Annotated in this window: 17 protein-coding genes; 12 read left to right on the top strand and 5 right to left on the bottom strand. The window is 71.5% G+C overall.

Going from position 1 to position 19345, the window contains the following annotated elements:
* Positions 1-130 precede the first annotated feature (130 nt).
* From ABZ948_RS32220 to ABZ948_RS32200, 5 genes are all read left to right on the top strand, one after another.
* Complete coding sequence (locus ABZ948_RS32220; RefSeq protein WP_359765500.1) at positions 131-1453, top strand: extracellular solute-binding protein; 1323 nt, start codon at positions 131-133, stop codon at positions 1451-1453.
* 123 nt (positions 1454-1576) lie between these two features.
* A complete protein-coding gene (locus ABZ948_RS32215) occupies positions 1577-2488 on the top strand; it encodes a carbohydrate ABC transporter permease (protein WP_359765498.1) in 912 nt (303 codons plus the stop codon).
* Positions 2485-3387, top strand: a complete 903-nt coding sequence (locus ABZ948_RS32210) for a carbohydrate ABC transporter permease (RefSeq protein ID WP_359765496.1) — start codon at positions 2485-2487, stop codon at positions 3385-3387. The genes ABZ948_RS32215 and ABZ948_RS32210 overlap by 4 nt, the downstream gene beginning before the upstream one ends.
* A gap of 2 nt (positions 3388-3389) precedes the next feature.
* Positions 3390-5099, top strand: coding sequence for a hypothetical protein (locus ABZ948_RS32205; RefSeq protein WP_359765494.1), 1710 nt, complete (start codon positions 3390-3392; stop codon positions 5097-5099).
* Positions 5100-5112: 13 nt separating this feature from the next.
* Positions 5113-6945 carry a hypothetical protein gene (locus ABZ948_RS32200; RefSeq protein WP_359765492.1) on the top strand — a complete coding sequence of 611 codons (1833 nt, stop codon included), beginning with the start codon at positions 5113-5115 and terminating at the stop codon, positions 6943-6945.
* A 42-nt stretch (positions 6946-6987) separates the two neighbouring features.
* On the opposite strand, the gene ABZ948_RS32195 is transcribed toward ABZ948_RS32200, so the two are convergent.
* Positions 6988-7482, bottom strand: coding sequence for a GNAT family N-acetyltransferase (locus ABZ948_RS32195; RefSeq protein WP_359765490.1), 495 nt, complete (start codon positions 7480-7482; stop codon positions 6988-6990).
* On the bottom strand, positions 7479-8165 hold the full coding sequence (locus ABZ948_RS32190; RefSeq protein ID WP_359765488.1) for a nucleoside/nucleotide kinase family protein: 687 nt from the start codon (positions 8163-8165) through the stop codon (positions 7479-7481). The genes ABZ948_RS32195 and ABZ948_RS32190 overlap by 4 nt, the downstream gene beginning before the upstream one ends.
* Before the next feature lie 65 nt (positions 8166-8230).
* Between ABZ948_RS32190 and ABZ948_RS32185 the strand changes: the two genes are divergently transcribed.
* The 6 genes from ABZ948_RS32185 (at position 8231) to nicT (ending at position 15743) form a co-directional block, all read left to right on the top strand.
* On the top strand, positions 8231-8626 hold the full coding sequence (locus tag ABZ948_RS32185) for a YybH family protein (protein ID WP_037764058.1): 396 nt from the start codon (positions 8231-8233) through the stop codon (positions 8624-8626).
* 69 nt (positions 8627-8695) lie between these two features.
* On the top strand, positions 8696-9433 hold the full coding sequence (locus tag ABZ948_RS32180) for an HAD family hydrolase (RefSeq protein ID WP_359765486.1): 738 nt from the start codon (positions 8696-8698) through the stop codon (positions 9431-9433).
* Positions 9430-11784, top strand: a complete 2355-nt coding sequence (locus ABZ948_RS32175; RefSeq protein WP_359765484.1) for a glycoside hydrolase family 65 protein — start codon at positions 9430-9432, stop codon at positions 11782-11784. The genes ABZ948_RS32180 and ABZ948_RS32175 overlap by 4 nt, the downstream gene beginning before the upstream one ends.
* 167 nt (positions 11785-11951) lie before the next feature.
* A complete protein-coding gene (locus ABZ948_RS32170) occupies positions 11952-13445 on the top strand; it encodes a hypothetical protein (RefSeq protein WP_359765482.1) in 1494 nt (497 codons plus the stop codon).
* A gap of 72 nt (positions 13446-13517) precedes the next feature.
* Positions 13518-14366 (top strand): proteasome subunit beta, encoded by an 849-nt coding sequence (gene prcB / locus ABZ948_RS32165; protein WP_359765480.1) that lies wholly within the window; start codon positions 13518-13520, stop codon positions 14364-14366.
* Positions 14367-14585: 219 nt separating this feature from the next.
* The gene (nicT, locus tag ABZ948_RS32160) at positions 14586-15743 is read left to right on the top strand and encodes a Nickel transporter NicT (protein ID WP_359765478.1); all 1158 of its coding nucleotides are present in this window, start codon (positions 14586-14588) and stop codon (positions 15741-15743) included.
* Here nicT and ABZ948_RS32155 read toward each other — a convergent pair.
* From ABZ948_RS32155 to ABZ948_RS32145, 3 genes are read right to left on the bottom strand one after another with little or no spacing between them, the layout of a single operon-like run.
* Positions 15736-15912: a hypothetical protein gene (locus ABZ948_RS32155; protein WP_359765476.1), complete on the bottom strand. Its 177-nt coding sequence runs from the start codon at positions 15910-15912 to the stop codon at positions 15736-15738. The two genes, nicT and ABZ948_RS32155, sit on opposite strands and share 8 nt — an antisense overlap.
* A gap of 36 nt (positions 15913-15948) precedes the next feature.
* Positions 15949-16920 (bottom strand): hypothetical protein, encoded by a 972-nt coding sequence (locus tag ABZ948_RS32150; protein WP_359765475.1) that lies wholly within the window; start codon positions 16918-16920, stop codon positions 15949-15951.
* Between the two features lie 10 nt (positions 16921-16930).
* The gene (locus tag ABZ948_RS32145; RefSeq protein WP_359765473.1) at positions 16931-18403 is read right to left on the bottom strand and encodes an APC family permease; all 1473 of its coding nucleotides are present in this window, start codon (positions 18401-18403) and stop codon (positions 16931-16933) included.
* A 380-nt stretch (positions 18404-18783) separates the two neighbouring features.
* Between ABZ948_RS32145 and ABZ948_RS32140 the strand changes: the two genes are divergently transcribed.
* Positions 18784-19269, top strand: coding sequence for a DUF5709 domain-containing protein (locus ABZ948_RS32140; RefSeq protein ID WP_359765548.1), 486 nt, complete (start codon positions 18784-18786; stop codon positions 19267-19269).
* The last annotated feature ends 76 nt before the right edge of the window (positions 19270-19345 follow it).

Raw genomic sequence — 19345 nt, 5'->3', positions numbered from 1 at the left:
GGACCCCACCCGTCAGGGCGACGCGGCCGGGCGAGGCCGTGCCCCCGGAAAGCGAAATCTCCTGCAATATGCACCTGTGCCGCCTCGGCTGGCGCCGTGCTTCTTCCGCTACGAAGAAAAGGGATCGAAGATGACCAGTCTGGGTGTACGGCGCTCCCGCCGGCTCGGCCGCGGCGGCATACGCCGCGTTGTCCCCCTCGCCGCCGTGGCCACGGCGGGTGCCCTCCTGCTCACCGCCTGCGGATCGGACTCCGGCTCGGGCGGGACCTCCAAGTCGCTGACGTTCTGGATCTCCACGGTTCCGGGGCAGGACGCGGGCTGGAAGAAGATGGTGGCGCAGTACAAGGAGGAGACCGGCGTCAAGGTCAAGCTCGTCAACATCCCCTACGACGGCTACGCCACCAAGCTGCACAACGCCGCGCAGGCGAACTCTCTGCCCGACGTGGCGGCCGTCCCGGCGCTGGACCCGATCTGGTCGAACAAGCTGATCGACCTCAGCGACATCGCCAACAAGAAGTCCAACAAGATCAACGCCAACTTCGTGGCCAAGGACTCGTCCGGGAAGGTGCTGTCCATCCCCTCGGACGTCACCGCGTCCGGCATGTTCATCAACAAGTCGCTGTTCGAGAAGGCCGGCGTCTCCTTCCCGACCTCGCCCGAGAAGACCTGGACCTGGACCGAGTTCATCAAGGCGGCGAACACGGTCCGGGAGAAGACCGGCGCCAAGTACTCGCTGACCTTCGACCAGTCGCCGTCCCGGCTCCGCGCCATGGTGTACGAGATGGGCGGGAAGTACGTCCACGCGGACTCCTCCGGCAAGTTCTCGGTGGACGCGGCCACCAAGAAGGCCGTGAACACCTTCGTCGGCTGGAACGACGACAAGATCATGCCGAAGTCGGTGTGGACCAGCGGCGCCGACCCGTCCGCCATGTTCCAGAGCGGTGACGTCGTCGCCTACTGGTCCGGCGTGTGGCAGGTCGCCGCCTTCGCGGACAGCATCAAGAAGTTCGAGTGGGCGAGCGTCCCGACCCCCGCCCAGCCGGTGCAGGCCAGTGACGTCAACAGCGGCGGCATGACGGTGGGCTTCAACAACAACGCCGACGCGGCCGCCGCCGCGAAGAAGTTCCTGTCCTGGCTGTACGAGCCGGCCCACTACCAGGTCCTGTGCGAGACGTCCGGCTTCCTGCCCGTCGAGAGCGGCCTGAACCCGAAGTACCCCTTCAAGTCGGAGGCGGCGCAGGCGGCGTTCAAGCTCTACAACGAGTCGATCCCGCTCTACGCCCCCATCTCCGGCTACTTCAACACCGCGCAGACGAACTGGGTGCTGAAGGGCAAGAGCCTCACCGAGGACCCGACCAAGACGGAGCTCGGCAAGGCGATCAACGGCCAGCAGTCGGCCGACAAGGCCCTGGACAACATCGTGGCCGGCTACAACCAGCAGGTCGGCGGCTGACCGCAGGCCTTCGGGGCCCGGGCGGCGGGGTCGAGACGCCGCCGCCCGGCCCGGGGCCTGTCCGACGCCGGGCTCATGGCCTGAGCCCACAGGAACCCATTCCACCAGCACGGAGTCAGGAAGATGACCAAACGCGCCCCGGACGTGTCCGCGAGCCCGCCCAGGAGCCGCAGTAAGTACACCCTTGCGCCGCTCGTCCTCATCGCGGCCAACGCCGTGCTCTTCGCGCTGTTCTTCCTCTGGCCGGCGGTGATCGGGCTCGTCTACTCCTTCACGAACTACACGGGCGTGGGGGCGTTCCAGTTCATCGGAGTGGACAACTACAGCCGCCTGTTCGGAGACTCCACCTTCTTCGACGCGCTGACCCGGACGCTGCTGTACACCGTGCTCTTCGTCCCGCTGAACTTCGTGTTCTCCCTGCTCATCGCCAACGTGCTGGTGAGCAAGCACGCCAAGGGCGTGTCGGTCGCCCGTGTCTTCTTCTTCATCCCGTGGCTGCTGTCACCCATCGTCGTGGGTGTCCTGTGGCGGTGGCTGTTCGGTGAGAACTTCGGACTGGTCAACTACCTCATCGAGAAGGTCGGCGGCAGCGCCGTCCCGTGGCAGTCGAACGCGGACCTGTCGCTGATCGTGGTCGTGGTGGCGGCGTCCTGGGCCTGGACGGGCTTCTCCATGCTGCTGTTCATCGCGGCGATCAAGAACGTGCCGACCTCGTACTACGAGGCGGCCGCGCTCGACGGCGCCGGTCCGTGGCGCCAGTTCATCAGCATCACGCTGCCGAGCATCGCGCCCACGTCCTTCATCGTCATCCTGCTCAACACGATCCACGCGATGAAGGAGTATCCGCTGTTCGCCTCTCTCAACAACGGCGGACCCGGAACGTCGAACAACCTGCTCGTCCAGTACATCTACCAGACCGGCTTCAAGACGGGCCAGATCGGCTACGCGAGCGCCGCGTCGTTCGTGCTCATGCTCATCCTGATGGTCGTCGCGATCATCCAGATGATGGTCAACCGGCGGGTGGAGAACCGATGACAACCACAGACATGCCGCGCAAGGTCGACACCGGTTCCGTACGGGCCGTCTCCAAGAAGAGGCCCCGGGGCGGGAGTGACGGCGGGCTGCGGCGCGCGGTGCCCGCGACGACCCTGCTGTGGGTCCTGGCGGCCGTCTACGCGCTGCCGGTGCTGTGGTTCGTCCTCAGCTCCTTCAAGCCGGCCGGCGACCTGTTCTCCCTTCCGCTGACCCTGTTCCCGCACAACCCCACCGTGTCGGGCTACGAGGCGGCGTGGGACAGCGCCAACTTCTCCCAGTACTTCATCAACACGGCCATCGTGTGCGTGATCGCGACGATCCTCACCGTCGGGGTCAGCTGCTGCACCGGGTACGCGCTGGCCAAGTACGACAACAAGTGGCTCAAGGCCTTCTTCGTCGGCATCCTGGCCACCACCATGCTGCCGGGCGAGGTCATGCTCGCCCCGCTGTTCCTGGTGGTCCGCGACCTCGGCCTGTACAACTCGCTCGCCGGCATCATCCTCCCGGCCCTGCTCACCGCGACCGGCTGCTTCATGTTCCGCCAGTTCTTCCTGACGGTCCCCGACGAGCTCATCGAGGCCGCCCGCATCGACGGCGCCCGTGAACTGTCGATCTTCCTGCGGATCATGGTGCCGATCTCCCGGCCCATCATGCTGACCCTCGCCATCCTGTCCTTCCAGTGGCGGTGGAACGACTACATCTGGCCGCTGCTGATGCTGAACGACCCCGAGAAGTTCACCGTGCAGATCGGCATCCAGAGCCTCGTCGGCGCGCAGAACATCAACTGGTCGGTGCTGCTCGGCGGTTCGGTCATCTCCATGATTCCGCTGATCGTCGTCTTCCTGGTGTTCCAGAAGTACGTCATGAACGCCGACATCAACGCCGGCCTGAAGGACTGACCTTGCCCGTCCCGCTCGACCAGGAGTTCCTCCGGTCGGTGGCCCGCGCCGCCGACCGGACGGCCGTCCCGCTGGCCGCCGCCCCCGACGAGGAACCCGTCGGTGTGCAGCACCGTGGTCTGGCGGGGCGGGTGAAAACCCTGACAGCGGCCTACCGTTCCCCGGACTCGGCACTGTACGGCAGCGGACAGGCGGTCGCCGCGGCGATGACCCACCTCCGCGCCCTGCGGGCCGTGCAGACGCCCTCCGGTCTCTTCGCGGGCGGCGACAACGTCCAGTCACCGCCCGACTCCGCGTTCACCGTCAACGACGTGTGCGACGCGTACGTCCTCGCCGCCGGCGCGGGACCGGAACTGGGCGAGGTGACGGCCGCGCTCGCCGAGATCGCCGGCGCCGCCACCGCCAGTCTCCTGACCGGTGGCGTGCACACCCCGAACCACCGCTGGGAGCTGAGCGCGGCGCTCGCCCGTGTGCACCGGTCGTTCCCCGACGACCGGCTGCTCGCCCGCGCCGAGGAGTGGCTCGCCGAGGGCGTCGACATCGACACGGAGGGCCTGTACTCGGAACGCAGTGCCGTCTACGCGTCCCTCGTGACCAACCCGTCGCTGCTGTTGCTGGCCGAGGTGCTCGGGCGCAGCGACCTGCTGGACGCCGTCGAACGCAACCTCACCACGACCCTGGACCTGATCAGGCCGGACGGCACGGTGGAGACCGTCCACTCGCGCCGCCAGGACCAGAGGCTTTCGTTCCCGCTGTGGCCCTACCTGCCGCACTACCGGCTGTTCGCGATCCGCACCGGCCGGGGCGACTTCGCCCGCGCGGCCCGCCTGGCGGCCACCGACGGCATCGACGACCCCGGCCTGCTCGCCCAGACCCTCCTCACCCCGGATCTGTGCCGCGCCCTGCCGGCCCCGGACGCGGAGAAGCTCCCGCGCGACCGGTACATCAGCACCGCACACCTGGCCGCACGCGCCTCGGCCACCGCCCACACCGTGGTGTACGGCGGCTCCGACGTGCCCGAGCACCGGCGCATCCGCTCGGGCCTCGCCTGCAACCCCACCTTTCTGCGCCTGTTCGCCGGTGACGCCGTCCTCGACGCGGTCCGTCTCTCGCGGGTCTTCTTCGACCTGGGCCCGTTCCGCGCCGCCGGCGTGGAACGGCTCTCCGGCAACCGGTACCGCCTCACCCAGACCCTCGCAGCCGCCTACTACCAGCCGCTCCCGAAGGACCTGAGGCGCGACGACGGCGCCTACCGCCTGGTGGACGAGGGCCGCTTCTCCGCGGCGATGGCCTTCCCGGACCGGCCGCAGGACGAGTTCTCCCACGCGATCCGCGTCGAGGTGGACCTCCGCGACGACGGCGCCGACCTGTGGATCGACATCAGCGGACCACCGGTGCCCTGGTGCCTCGAGCTCACCTTCCGGCCGGGCGGCGAGCCGCAGGGCGCCGTACCGCTCGGAGACGGACGCTGGTGCCTGACGACCGAGCCGATGACCTACCGTGTCGGCGACGACGAGATCCGGGTCGAGGCCGCCGTCGAGGCGGGCGAACCCCTCGTCGGCCCGGACCGCGGCGACGTCCTGCGGTACGACCCCGGGCAGGACTACACCGTGGCCGGCGGCACCGACGCGACGACCGGAAACCGCGTCTACCTCGGTGGGCACGGACCGCAGACACTGACCCTCACACTGCGCGCCACCTCTCAGGCATGAAGGGCTGATCTCCTTGCACCTCCCTCGCCAGCTCGGCCCGTTGCACGACCTGCCGGACTCTCCCGAGGCTTACGACGCCGTGCTCGCCGACGTCACCGAGCAGGCCCTCGCGCGCCTCACGCCCGAGGGCAACCTCGAACACCCCGACTGCGCCGACGACATCGGCGACACCTCGCTCGGCATCACCTCGCTCCTCGCGCTGGCCTGGCAGCGCGGGAAGGACCCGAGGCTGCCGGAGGCGGTCGGCCGCAGCCTCGCGTTCCACCTGCGTGAGCGGGTGTACACCGACGACAACCCGGGCTACCCGAACCTGAAGGTACGCGACTCCGGTCTCCCGTACGCCCGCTACACCCTGGAGGCCGGCGCCCACCCCATCGGCGACTGGCCGAGCACGGTGTGGGCGCTCCTCCAGGCGGTCAACGTGCTCGACGCGGCGGACGGCCTCGTCGACGACCGACAGCGCGCGGAACTGCTGGAGGTGGCCCACGGCTACTGGCGCTGGCTGACGGAGGTGACGTTCTTCAACCCGCAGGAGGCCGGCAACCAGGCGATCGGCTGCGTCGTCGGCGGACTGATGCTGGCCCGGCACCTGCCGCCCGCCGAGGGCGAGACGGTGCGGCGGGCGGCCCTGCGGCTCTACGAGGACGAGATCCGCGCCCACCGCGTCGCCGACCGAGGTGCCCTCCTGCCGCCCGAGCACGGCGGCGCCTACGACAACAACTACGGCCCGATCTCCCTGTCCTTCCTCGCCCAGGCCCACCGGGTCAGCGGGGAGGAGGTCTTCGCCGAGGACGGCGACGCGCTCGCCCGCTACATCGACGCCCGCGTCACCGGCGGCGGCTTCGACAACGGCGGCCCGCGCTACAGCGAGCAGCACTCCGCCTTCGAGTCGGTGCTGGGCCTGCGCTACTTCGGCGCCCGCATCGGCTCCGACCTCGGCCGCTACCGGGGCGACAGCCGCTGGGCGCGGTACGCGTGCAAGGCGGACGGCGGCGTCGACGGCCACTTCGCGTGGATGCTGGTCTGGCAGATCCAGGACACCACGCGCTGGCACCGCACCCCGTCGACCGCTCCCGCCCGCCACCAGCTGCGCGCGGGCTCGGTGTCGGTGGCCTTCGACACCCGCATGACCCCGTCGCTCATCGAGGCGGCCGGCACGTACTACCTGCCGGCGGCCGTCAACCGGCAGCACGGCTTCGGCCCGGTCGTCGACGGCTTCCTGCTGTGCCGCCCGATGGGCGAGGTCCGCGTCCGGGACGTGACCGCGGGCGGCCTGACGGCCAAGCTGGTCACCAAGCCCGTCGTCGGCCGCGACCACGTCCTGCGCCACGTGCGGTCCCTGTACGTCACGGACGGCACGACCCTGTGGACGACGGTCGCGGTGGAACGCCTCCCGGGCACGCCGTACCTGCTCGCCGGCCTGCCCTACGCCGCCGACGACGGCGACCGGGTCCGCAGGACCGCCGAACACCGGGCCACGGCGGCCGGCGCCCTCCGCCTGACCCACCCGGCCCCCGGCGACCCGCACCACTTCGACGCCCGCGCCTCCGTCACCCAGGAGGAGGCCGCCTTCGCCCTGGCCGCCGACCCCCGCGGCTACGGCAACCCCGACGAGGGCTGGCGCCACCTGGTCGCCTCCACCGCCCTGGAGGCCGCCCCGGCCCCCGGCGCGCCCGAGGACCTGCACGTCTTCGCGGTCCGCTACGGCCCGGGCGACGAGGACTTCACACCGGCGTTCGGGCGCGAGGGGACGGCCCTGCGGGTCCGCACCGAGGCCTTCACGGCAGTGATCGGCGACCCGGCGGGCGACGCCCACGCGGAACCCGAACTGACCCTGTCCGCCTGAGGGCCACCCACCCGCGGGCCGCCGGGTCGGAAGCCCGCCGCGCTACACGTCGCCCGCGGGTGCCTGGGCCGCGAGGTCCCCGAGAGGTCCGCCGCTGAGCCGGCAGACCTTCCACTCGTCCAGGAACTGGGCGCCGAGCGACGTGTAGAAGCCGATCGCCGGTTCGTTCCAGTCCAGCACCCACCATTCGAACCGGTCGTAGCCGTGGCGCCGGCAGAGCGCGGCGAGGGACGCGAGCAGCGCCCTGCCGTGTCCTCCACCGCGCGCCGCGGGGCGTACGTAAAGGTCCTCCAGATGCATGCCCCGCGTCCCCGTCCAGGTCGAGAAGCGCGGGAACCACAGGGCGTACCCCACGACCTGGCCCGTCGCGTCGTCCTCGGCGATCAGCGCGAACGCGGCCGGGTGCGTACCGAACAGCGCCTCGCGCAGCTGCTCCTCGGTGGCCCGGGCCTGCTCCACGGCCCGTTCGTACGCGGCGAGTTCACGGATCATCGCCCGGATCTCGGGGACGTCTTCCACGGTGGCGGACCTGATCATGCGGTCGATCCTGCCTCATCGCGTGCGGACGGGAAACGGTCCGGCAGCGCCTGCCCCGGCACCACCAGGTCCGCGCGGTCCCGGGTCGCGGCGACCAGCTCGGCGTTGCGCTGGTCCGAGCGCAGCACCCACTCCACCGCGTGCCGGTGGGACTTGCCGAACCGCTCGTGCCGGGCGACCAGACGGCGGACGCGCTCCGGCTCCGGCAGTTCACAGAACCACACCTCGTCGAGACGGGGACGGACCCGGGCCCAGGCGCCGGTCTCCAGCAGGAGGTAGTTGCCCTCGGTGACGACCAGCCGGACCGTCGGCGGGACCGGGATCGCCCCCGCGATCGGCTGCTCCAGGACGCGCTCGAAGCCGGGCGCGTAGACGGTGTCGTCGTCCGCCTCCGCGCGCAGCCGGGCGAGCAGCGCCGCGTACCCGGCCGCGTCGAAGGTGTCGGGCGCGCCCTTGCGGTCCCGGCGGCCGAGCCGCTCCAGCTCGGCGTCGGCGAGATGGAAGCCGTCCATCGGGACGTGCGCCACCCAGGGATCGCCGCCCCCGTTCAGCTCCCGCACCAGGTGCTCGGCGAGCGTCGACTTGCCCGCGCCCGGGCTGCCGGCGATGCCGAGGATCGCGCGCCGGCCGCCCCGCGGGAGGGCACGGGCACGGCGGACGAGGTCGTCGAAGGTGAGCGGCACACAGCCGAGTGTGTCACCCTGCGCCCAGGACCGTCCGGCACGGGGGGAGAAAGGAGAGCCGTACCGTGTCCGACGACGAAACACGGATCCGCGCACTGATCACCCACTGGGCCGACTCGGTCCACCGGGGCGACCTCGACGGTGTCCTCGCCGACCACGCAGAGGACCTCGTCATGTACGACGTCCCGCCGCCCCACGAGGGCATCCACGGACTGGCCGCCTACCGCGCCGCGTGGCCGCCGTTCTTCGAGTGGCAGGCCCAGGGCGCGCGCTTCGAGATCGACACCCTCGACGTCACCGCCGGCACCGACACCGCCTACGCGCACGCCCTGCTGCGCTGCGGCACACCCGAGGAGCTGGCCGAACGGCCCACCCTGCGCCTGCGCCTGACGTTCGGCCTGCGCAAGGAACACGGCCGCTGGCTGGTGGCGCACGAGCACCACTCCTTCCCGCACGACTGAACTGCCCCGTAGCGGTGAGTGTGGCGTGCGCCACTCACTGGACGTGCCCGCTCTGGGAACCGGACCTGTATGACGCAGCTCGGTCTTCCCGACGACATCCACGCCTGCCTCTTCGACCTCGACGGCGTCGTCACCAGGACGGCCGTCGTGCACGCGGCCGCCTGGAAGGAGATGTTCGACGCCTTCCTGCGCGAACGGGACGGCGAGGACTTCCGGCCGTTCGAGGCGGCCGACTACGACGAGTACGTCGACGGCCGGCCGCGCGCCGACGGCGTGCGCACCTTCCTCGCCTCCCGCGGCATCGACCTGCCCGACGGCGACCCGGACGACCCACCCGGCGCCGAGACGGTGCACGGCCTCGGCAACCGCAAGAACGAGCTGGTCCTGGAGAAGATCCGCACCGAGGGCGTCGAGGCCTACGAGGGCACCCTGCGCTATCTGGAGGTGGTCCGCGCCCAGGGCCTGAGCACCGCGATCGTCTCCTCCAGCGCCAACTGCCGCGACGTGCTGCGCTCGATCGGCGCCGAGCACTTCTTCGACGTGCGGATCGACGGCGTGGTCGCCGCCGAGCGCGAGCTGCCCGGCAAACCGCACCCCGACACCTTCCTCGCCGCCGCCGAGGACCTCGGCGTCGAACCGGCCCGGTGCGCCGTCTTCGAGGACGCCCTCGCCGGCATGGACGCGGGCCGCGCGGGCCGTTTCGGATACGTCGTCGGGGTCGACCGCGTGGGGCAGACCGACGCCCTGTACGCGCACGGCGCCGACATCGTGGTGCGGGACCTCGCCGAACTGGGGGAGACGAAGTGATCGCACAGCGGGCGTACGGCGTCGAACCCTGGACCGTGCGCGAGACGGAGCTCAACCTGGACGTCCTGGCCCAGAGCGAGTCCGTGTTCGCCCTGTCCAACGGCCACGTCGGCTGGCGCGGCAACCTCGACGAGGGCGAACCCCACGGCCTGCCCGGCTCCTACCTCAACGGCGTCCACGAACTGCACCCGCTGCCGTACGCCGAGGCCGGCTACGGCTACCCGGAGTCCGGCCAGACGTCGATCAACGTCACCAACGGCAAGGTGCTGCGCCTCCTCGTCGACGACGAGCCCTTCGACCTGCGCTACGGGCGGCTCGTCGCCCACGAGCGGACCCTCGACCTGCGCCGGGGCGTGCTGGAGCGGGTCTGCGAGTGGACCTCACCGGCCGGCTCCACCGTCCGGGTGCGCTCCACGCGGCTGGTCTCCCTGACCCAGCGGGCGATAGCGGCCGTGGCCTACGAGGTGGAGCCCGTCGACAGCCGGACCCGGGTGGTCGTCCAGTCGGAGCTGGTCGCCAACGAGAGCCTGCCCGAGCCGGACGGCGACCCGCGCGCGGCCCGGGCGCTGAAGTCGCCGCTGGAGCCGGAGGAGGACCTCGCCTCGGGCAGCAGGCTGCGCCTGGTCCACCGCACCCGCCGCAGCGGCCTCCGGGTCGCCGTCGCCGCCGACCACACCGTGACGGGCCCCGAGCGGACCACCACGAGCAGCGAGAGCAACGTCGACGTCGCCCGGCTCACCATCACCTCCGTCCTGGAGCCGGGGGAGCGGCTGCGGGTGGAGAAACTGGTCGCGCACGGCTGGTCCGGCGCCCGCTCCCGGCCCGCGATGAGCGACCAGGTCGAGGCCGCGCTGGCGGCGGCCGCGCACAGCGGCTGGTGGGGACTGCTGAAGGACCAGCGGGCCTACCTCGACGACTTCTGGACGCGCGCCGACGTCGAGATCGACGGCGACGAGGAGATCCAGCAGGCCGTCCGCTTCGCCCTGTTCCACGTCCTGCAGGCCGGGGCCCGCGCCGAGCAGCGCGCCATCCCCGCCAAGGGGCTCACCGGCTCCGGCTACGACGGCCACGCCTTCTGGGACACCGAGGCGTTCGTCCTGCCGCTGCTCACCCACACCGCGCCGGACGCCGCCGCCGAGGCCCTGCGCTGGCGCCTCGACACCCTGCCCGCCGCCCGGGAGCGCGCGGCCCAGCTCGGCCTGCGCGGCGCCGCGTTCCCCTGGCGCACCATCGAGGGCTCGGAGGGCTCCGCCTACTGGCCGGCCGGCACGGCGGCCTTCCACGTGGGCGCCGACATCGCGGACGCCGTGGTGCGCTACGTGGCGGTCACCGGCGACGAGGACTTCGAACGCGAGGTCGGCGTGGAGCTGCTGGTGGAGACCGCCCGCCTGTGGCGCTCCCTCGGCCACCACGACGACCGCGGCGTCTTCCACATCGACGGCGTCACCGGCCCCGACGAGTACAGCGCGATCGCCGACGACAACACCTACACCAACCTCATGGCCCGGGCGAACCTGCTGGCCGCCGCCGACGCCTGCAAACGCCACCCCGACGAGGCGGCACGGCTCGGCGCCGACGAGGAGGAGCGCGCCGCGTGGCGGGACGCCGCCGAGGCCGTGCACATCCCTTACAACGACGAACTGGGCGTGCACGAACAGCACGCCGGCTTCACCCGCTACCAGCGCTGGGACTTCGAGCACACGGGCCCGGACCAGTACCCGCTGATGCTGCACTTCCCCTACTTCGACCTGTACCGCAAGCAGGTGATCAAGCAGGCGGACCTGGTGCTGGCGATGTACACCTGCGGCAGCTTCTTCGAGGAGTATTTCGACGAGGAGCAGATCGCCCGCAACTTCGCCTACTACGAGCCGCTGACCGTGCGGGACTCCTCCCTGTCCGCCTGCGTCCAGGCCGTCATGGCCGCCCGGACCGGCCACCTCGACCTGGCCTGCGCCTACACGGCCGAGGCCGCGCTGATGGACCTCGGCGACCTGGAGCACAACACCCGCGACGGACTGCACATCGCCTCGCTGGCCGGCACCTGGACGGCGCTGGTCGCCGGGTTCGGCGGCATGCGGTGCACCGACGGAACCCTGGGGTTCGCCCCGCGCCTGCCCGAGCGGTACAGCCGGCTGGCCTTCACGGTCGGGTTCCTCGGCCGGTGCCTGCGCGTGGAGCTGACCGCCGGCCGGGCCACGTACACCCTGCGCTCCGGACCGCCCCTGACCATCCGTCACCACGGCACCGAGCTGACGGTGGGCCAGGACGCCCCCGTCACCCGGCCCGTCTCCCCGCCGGTGCCGCGCCCGGCCCCGGACCAGCCCCCGCACCGGGCCCCGAACACTCACTGACCAGGCGGTTTCAGGTCACTCACTTGGCCGTATTCCACCCTGCATCGCCCCACCCCGCGGGTTAGCTTGGCCGTGTTTCCGATCATCTGTTTTCCGATCATCCGGCTTTCAGTCCGACGGGTGGGAGGTCGCAGCGGCCCTACGGCGCGTAGGGAAAGGAGTGGACGATGGCCGACGGCGGGAACGCCATCCTCGTCCGGAGGCGAAGACGCGAGCAGACCGGCGCGACGGGGACGGTGCCCAAGCGGCGCGTCGACCGGCCGCTCGCCGTGCTGGCCGGCGTCTTCACCCTCGCGCAACTCGCCCTCGTCCGGCCGGTGCTGGGCCTCGGCTGGGACGAGGTCGTCTACGTCAGCCAGGTCACCTCCCACACCCCGGCGGCCTTCTTCAGCGCCCCCCGCTCCCGGGGTGTCTCGCTGCTCGTGGCGCCCGTGGCGTCCTGGTCGTCGTCCGTCCCGCTGCTGCGCGTCTACCTCGCCCTGCTCTCCGGCCTCGCCCTCTACCTGGCCCTGCGCTGCTGGCGGGGCCTGTTCCCGACCCGTGTCCTGGTCGTCGGCGGCGCCCTCTTCGCCTCCCTGTGGGTGACCCTCTTCTACGGCCCGCAGGCCATGCCCAACTACTGGGTCGCGATCGGCGCCCTGGTCAGCGTGGGCTGCTTCCTGCGAGCCCGGGAGGCACGTTCCGCCCCGGTGGCCCTGTGGGGCGTCGCCGCGGGCGCCGCGCTCATGGCGTTGATGAGGCCCACCGACGCGGTGTACGTGACCGTGCCGCTGTTCGCCATCGCGCTGCTCCGCCGCCACTGGCGCCTGTTCCTCGCCCTCGTGGCGGGCCTCGCGGCGGGCGCCGTCCCGTGGGTGATCGAGGCGTACCTGGCCCACGGCGGCCTGGCGCAGCGGCTGTCGGAGGCCTCGCGCATCCAGGGCGGACTCGGCTGGCAGATCGCCGTCGACGACCAGCTGCGCAGCCTCGGCGGCCGGGCCCTGTGCCGGCCGTGCACCGGCTCGATGCCCCACCCGCTGGTCACCGTCTGGTGGTTCCTCCTGCCCGTGCTGGCCGGCCTCGGCCTGGTCGTCGCGGCCCGGGCCCGGCGCCTGGGGCGGACCCTGGTCCCGCTGGCCTGCGCCGCCATGGCCGCCCTGCCCTACCTGTTCATGATCGGCTACGCCGCGCCCCGCTTCCTCCAGCCCGCCTACGCCCTGCTCGCGATCCCGGTCGCCGACGCCCTGTGGCACCTGGTCAAGTCGCCCGGCGGGAAGTGGCGCCCGGTGGCCGCCGCGCTGGTCGCCCTCGGCCTGGCGGGGCATCTGGCGGCGCAGGTCGCCGTCCTGGAAAGCACCGTGACCCGCAACATCGACAACCGCCGCGACTGGGACCGCACCGCCGGGGAACTGCACCGCCTCGGCGTCCGCCCGCCCTGCCTGCTCACCGGGCACGAGGCCATCCCGATCGGCTACTACACCGGCTGCTCCTCGGGCGCGACCGCCGGCCACAACGAGAACACCACCTCCGGTGACATCCTGCGCACCGCACGGCGCCTCCCGGTCGCCCACCTCGCACCGGCCGGCGGCACCCCGCCCGGCTACGCCCGCACCTGGCCCGTCCACCGGATCTCGGACCTGGACGTGCGCGTGGCACCGTCGGCGTCCCCCGGGGCACCGTGACCTCGCCCGCGTTTCCCGTCCACCCCGTTCAGGTAGGACTCGCTTGACGGTCCACAACGAGGGGGGAACGGCATGGCGTCGGGCGACCACGCGGGGCGGCTGGGGGAGGAGTTCTTCACTCCGGGCTCCTCGTCCTTCACGGAGTTCCTGGCGGCCCACCGCCCCGAGTTGCTGAGCACCCGCCGGGTGCTCCCGGACGGCGTCCGCGCCGAGGGCGCCCCGCACGGCACGACTGTGCTGGCCCTCACCTACGGCGACGGCGTGCTCATCGCGGGGGACCGGCGGGCGACGATGGGCAACCTGATCGCGCAGCGGGACCTGGAGAAGGTGCACCCCGCCGACGACCACACCGCGGTCGCCTTCGCCGGCTCCGTCGGGCTCGCGCTGGACCTGGTGAAGCTCTATCAGGTCGAGCTGAACCACTTCGAGAAGATCGAGGGCATCCCCATGACCCTCGCCGCGAAGGCGACCCGGCTGGCCACCATGATCCGCAACAACCTGGGCCAGGCCATGCAGGGCCTCGCCGTCGTCCCGCTGCTCGCCGGCTACGATCCCGCCGCTCCCGAGGGCGGGCGGGGCCGCATCTTCGGCTTCGACGTCGCCGGCGGCCGCTACGAGAAGTACGGGTTCCACGCCGAGGGGTCCGGCTCGCCGTACGCCAGGGGCGCGCTGAAGAAGCTGTTCCGCCCCGGCCTGTCCCGGCGCGAGGCGGCCCTGGCGGCGCTGCAGGCGCTCTACGACGCGGCCGACGACGACTCCGCGACCGGCGGCCCCGACCTCACGCGCCGCATCTACCCGGTCGTGTCCGTCATCACCGAGGACGGCTTCGAGCGGCTGTCCGAGGCGGAGACGGAGGAACTCAGCCGGGAGATGGTCGAGCAGCGCCGCGGCCGGCCGGACGGACCGAACGCCGGGGTGTGACCCGTTCTCAGGCCCGGCTCCGGAGTTCTCGGCTCCGGAGTCGTCGGCTCCGGAGTCGTCGGCTCCGGAGTTGTCGGCTCCGGAGTTGTCGGCTCCGGAGTTTTCGGTTCCATGGGCAAGACCTGTCACGGGCTTTACTGCACATCACTTGCAGGTGCCGGAGGATGACACGAGGCTGTTCACCGCAGCCGTCCGTCCGACAGAAAGACCCTCCCCCCGATGACGGCCGCCCCTGAGTCCACTCCGCCCCTCCCCGCCCCGGCCCCCGCCCCGCGCACGGCCCGGCACCGCGTCCGCACCTCCATGACGCGGCGGGAGTGGACCAGGGTCGGGGGGATGGCCGCGTTCATCGTGGCCCTGCACGTGATCGGCTGGTTCGTCCTCGTCGCGATCGTCGCCCCCGAGCACCACGCCATCGGCACCCGGACCTTCGGCATCGGCATCGGCGTGACCGCGTACACGCTGGGCATGCGGCACGCCTTCGACGCGGACCACATCGCCGCCATCGACAACACCACCCGCAAGCTGATGGGGGAGGGGCAGCGGCCACTGTCGGTCGGCTTCTGGTTCTCCCTCGGCCACTCCAGCGTGGTCTTCGCCCTGGCCTTCCTCCTCACCCTCGGCGTGAAGGCCCTGGCCGGGCCGGTCCGCGACGACGGCTCCGCGCTGCACGACGTCACCGGCCTGATCGGCACGACCGTCTCCGGGACGTTCCTCTACCTCATCGCGGCCGTCAACCTCGTCATCCTCGTGGGCATCTGGAAGGTGTTCCGGGCCATGCGCTCGGGCCACTACGACGAGGCGGCCCTGGAGGAGCAGCTCGACAGCCGCGGCTTCATGAACCGCCTGCTGGGACGCGTCATGAAGTCGGTGTCCCGGCCCTGGCAGATGTACCCGCTGGGCCTGCTGTTCGGCCTCGGCTTCGACACCGCCACCGAGATCGCCCTCCTCGTCCTGGCCGGCGACGGCGCCGCGTCCGGCCTGCCCTGGTACGCCATCCTGTGCCTGCCCGTGCTGTTCGCCGCCGGAATGTGCCTCCTGGACACCGTCGACGGCTCGTTCATGAACTTCGCCTACGGCTGGGCGTTCTCCAAGCCGGTCCGCAAGGTCTACTACAACCTCACGATCACCGGCCTGTCCGTCGTCGTGGCCCTCCTCATCGGCACGGTCGAACTCCTCGGCCTCCTCGCCGGGGGACTCGGCCTGCACGGACCCTTCTGGGACTGGATCTCCGGCCTCGACCTCAACGTCCTCGGCTACGTCGTCGTCGCCCTGTTCTTCCTGACGTGGGCGGTGGCGCTGCTGGTGTGGAAGGCCGGACGCATCGAGGAGAAGTGGTCGGCGGGCCCGGCCCGGCCGGAGAGCGGCGTCACCTGACGGCCACGGCGACGAACCAGGCGGCGACAGCGATCACCAGCAGGCCGGCGACCAACGCGGCCAGGGCGAGGGCGAGCAGCCCCGACACGCATCCGATGGCGGTCCAGCCGGCCCGCTCCGCGCGCTTCGCCCGCCGGATCACGTCACCGTACGACTCCTGATCAGCCATGGCACCCTCCCTGACGCGCAGTGTACGACCGGGGGCTCACCCCACCACCCGCAGGTCCTTGCGCCACTTGCTGATCTGCCGTTCCGGCTCGCCCGTGTACGACCACGGAGTGCGCGTCGCGCGGGTCCCCAGCATGCCCAGCAGCATGCCCGCGATGTCCCGGACACCGGCGGAACAGGCCGCGTGCGCCAGGTGGTTGAAGTCACGCAGTTCGCCCGGCTGGATCGTGCTCGCCGTCCGGCTCATGACCCAGCGCTGCCAGGTCCGCCGTACGTCGCTCACCGCACCGTCGTGGTTCCAGTGCTGCGAGAGACCCACCGCGGAGTGCGTGCCCCCGGCCGCGTCCAGGGCGAAGCGGTACTCCTCGACCCGGGCGTACTGCACCAGCACCGGCAGCGCGCAGCCGGGCGGTGCCACCCCGGCCGCGTCCCGGGCGAAGTCGTACATCAGACCGTGGGAGCCGTGCCAGCGCGCCGAGTAGTAGTGCAGCACCTGCAGATGCCCCTCGACGCTGTACGGGTCGCGCCGGTGCAACTCGTCCCACCAGCGCCCGAGTTCCTGCCGTCGCACCCCCGACGGGTACAGCCGCGCCACCGAGATCAGCGACACCCACGGCGTGGGATCCTCCGGGTACGCCTGAGCGGCCGCCAGGCAGGCCGTCACGGCCGTGTCCACGCGGTGCCGGTCGATCGGCACGCCCCGCCCCGCCGCGATGGCCAGGTTGAACGCCCGGGCCGTCTCGGTCGCCGCCCGCAGCACCAGCGCGTCGGCGCTGCCGGGCTCGGCGGCCAGCCAGGACTCCACGGTCGAACTGGCCGCGCAGGCCTGGGCGAGCAGCCGGATCCGGTGCCCCCGGGCCGGCCAGTCACGGCCGGTGGCGTCCAGCAGGTCCCGCAGCCCCTGCCAGCGGCCGATGACGACGTCCTGACGGGCGGTGGTGAGGTCGGTGTCCCCGCAGTCGGGGTCGAAGTCGGGAGTGAAACCGCGCCTGAGGCTGCGTCGCGCCATCGGGTCCTCCTCAGAAGTCGGTGGAGAGGCCCTCGTGGACACGGGCGTGCGAGCCCGTGGGTTCGTCGGGGACGTAGTCCGTCTCGACCGCGCGCGAGGCGTCCAGCTTCGCGGGCCGGTAGTAGTCGCTGCCCTGCCGCCAGTACCAGAGCATCGGGATCAGCCCCACGGCGAGCCCACCGACGCCGATCGTGATCGCGGCGCTGCTCAGCTCGCCCAGCGACTCCACGAACACCCAGAACATGAACAGCGCGCCGAGCAGCGGCCACAGCCCGCCGAAGAGGAAGTTCGCCGGGGACTTCAGCAGCATCTTCCGGTAGGCGACGACCACCGCGAGCCCGGCGAGCCCGTAGTAGACGGCGATCTGCAGCCCGATCGCCGAGATGGCGTCGGAGAGGATGTCGCCCACCGTGCCCAGCGCGTTGGACGCGACGAACATCAGCAGCGCCACCGCCCCGACCACCACGATCGCCACCCAGGGGGTGTTCCACCTGCGGTGCACCCGGCCCAGCGCGGACGGCATCGTCCGGTCCCGGCCCATCGCGAACAGCGAGCGCGTGACCTGGATGAGGGTGGTCTCCAGCGTGGCGATGGTGGACAGCATCACGGCCACGATCAGCAGCTTGCCGCCCCAGCCCGGCCAGACCTCCTCGCCGAGCACCGCCAGCACGTTCGCGTCGTTCTCCTCGATCTGCTTCGAGGACAGGATCACGTTCACCGCGATGGTGAACACCTCGAACAGCAGGAAGACGATGCCCACCCCGATCAGCCCCGCGAGGCCCGTGGTGCGGCGGCTGTTGCGGGTCTCCTCGCTGAGGTTGCTGGTGACGTCCCAGCCCCAGTAGTAGAACGCGGCGATGAGCGCGCCCGACGCGAAGCCCGCCATGCCGTCGAAGTGGGAGAAGCCGAGCCAGGACCAGTCGAAGGCGCGGGCGTTGCCGGTGTGGAAGAAGGCCAGGACCGCGAAGAGCGCCAGGATGACGAGCTCCACGCCCGACATGATCAGCTGCGCCCGGACGGTGAGCCGCGCCCCGCCGAGCACCACGCCCAGCATGACCAGGAACCAGGCCGCGCCGACCACCGTGGACAGCGCGGTGTTCTCGGCGAGTCGCTCGTCGAAGAGCGCGAGCGTCATCGAACCGGCGGGCAGCGAACCGGCCACCATGAAGATCGTCGCCGATATCACCAGCGCCCAGCCGCTGATGAAGCCCAGGAAGGGATGGAGTGTGCGCCCCACCCACGAGTAGCTGGCGCCCGCGTTGACGTCGATCCGGCTGAGGTAGCTGAACGCCAGCGCGATGCCCAGCATGGGTATCGCGCAGTACAGCAGGGCGGCCGGGCTGGCCAGCCCCACCGCGCCGACCAGGACGGCGGTGGTCGCGGCCAGCGAGTAGGCCGGGGCGCTGCCCGCGACCGCCATCACCACGGTGTCGAACGTGCCGAGGACGTTGGCCTGCAGCCCTCTGCCCCTGCTGATGCTCATGGATGCGCTGCTTTCACTTGTGCACGACGAGGGAGCGGGCATGCCGTCCCCACGGCGTGGGGGAGTGGGGGGTGGAGTGGTCCCCGAACCGAGGAGGGTGGCCTCGGGGCAGGGTCGTGAAAGGCATCGGTGGTTACCGCGCTGCCCTGAGTCGGCAGTCGGTCACACCGAGTGTGCGAGTGATGATAGTCCCACTCCTTGAGCTTTCAAGATTGACTGGTGGGTAATCTCCGCGACGGCCACGGGTTTTGACCGCTCTTGGTCATGGGCCGGCGCCGGCCGAGGTTAGAGCCCGCGTAACGGGAAACGCGGAACGGGCACCTGAGACCGACGAGTCGACGCAGCGCGACAGGGAGGCAGAAGTGATGGGCACGGAACCGATGCGCCCCGAACCGATGGCGGACGACGCGTACCAGCCCACCGGGAGCAACGAGGAGCAGGAGGACGCCGCGCCGCTGGACCTGCAGGACGCCGTCGACGAGCGGACCTACGACGACACCCTCGACGAGGGCTACTCCCCGCCGGAGAAGCCCCTGGGCGTCACCAAGCGCGGTACCACCGCCGCCGAGCAGCACGAGGGCGAGACCCTCGACGAACGGCTGTCCCAGGAGGTCCCCGACGTGTCCGCCGAACCGGCCGGGGACGGTGTGGGCGACACCCCCGACGGCGACGGCGAACCGGTGGACCCCGAGGCGGGCACCGCCCGCGCCGGCCGCCTGGTCGCCCCGGACGAGGGCGCCCACCCCGACACCACGAAGGAGACCGTCGCGTCCGACGTGGGCATCGACGGCGGAGCGGCCGGCGCCGAGGAGGCGGCGGTCCACGTGGTGGAGGACGACGACGTCCTGCCCGACGAGAACGAGTAGCCCGCCACCGGTCCCGCCCCCGGCCCCGCCCCCTCACTCACCAGGCCCGGGGGGCACCGTCCCACACAGGGACGGT

It is taken from the genome of Streptomyces olindensis (genome assembly GCF_040645895.1).
Classification (GTDB): Bacteria; Actinomycetota; Actinomycetes; order Streptomycetales; family Streptomycetaceae; genus Streptomyces; species Streptomyces olindensis.
The sequence above is the reverse complement of the archived record's forward strand: the minus strand, read 5'-3'. Positions and strand labels throughout refer to the sequence as shown.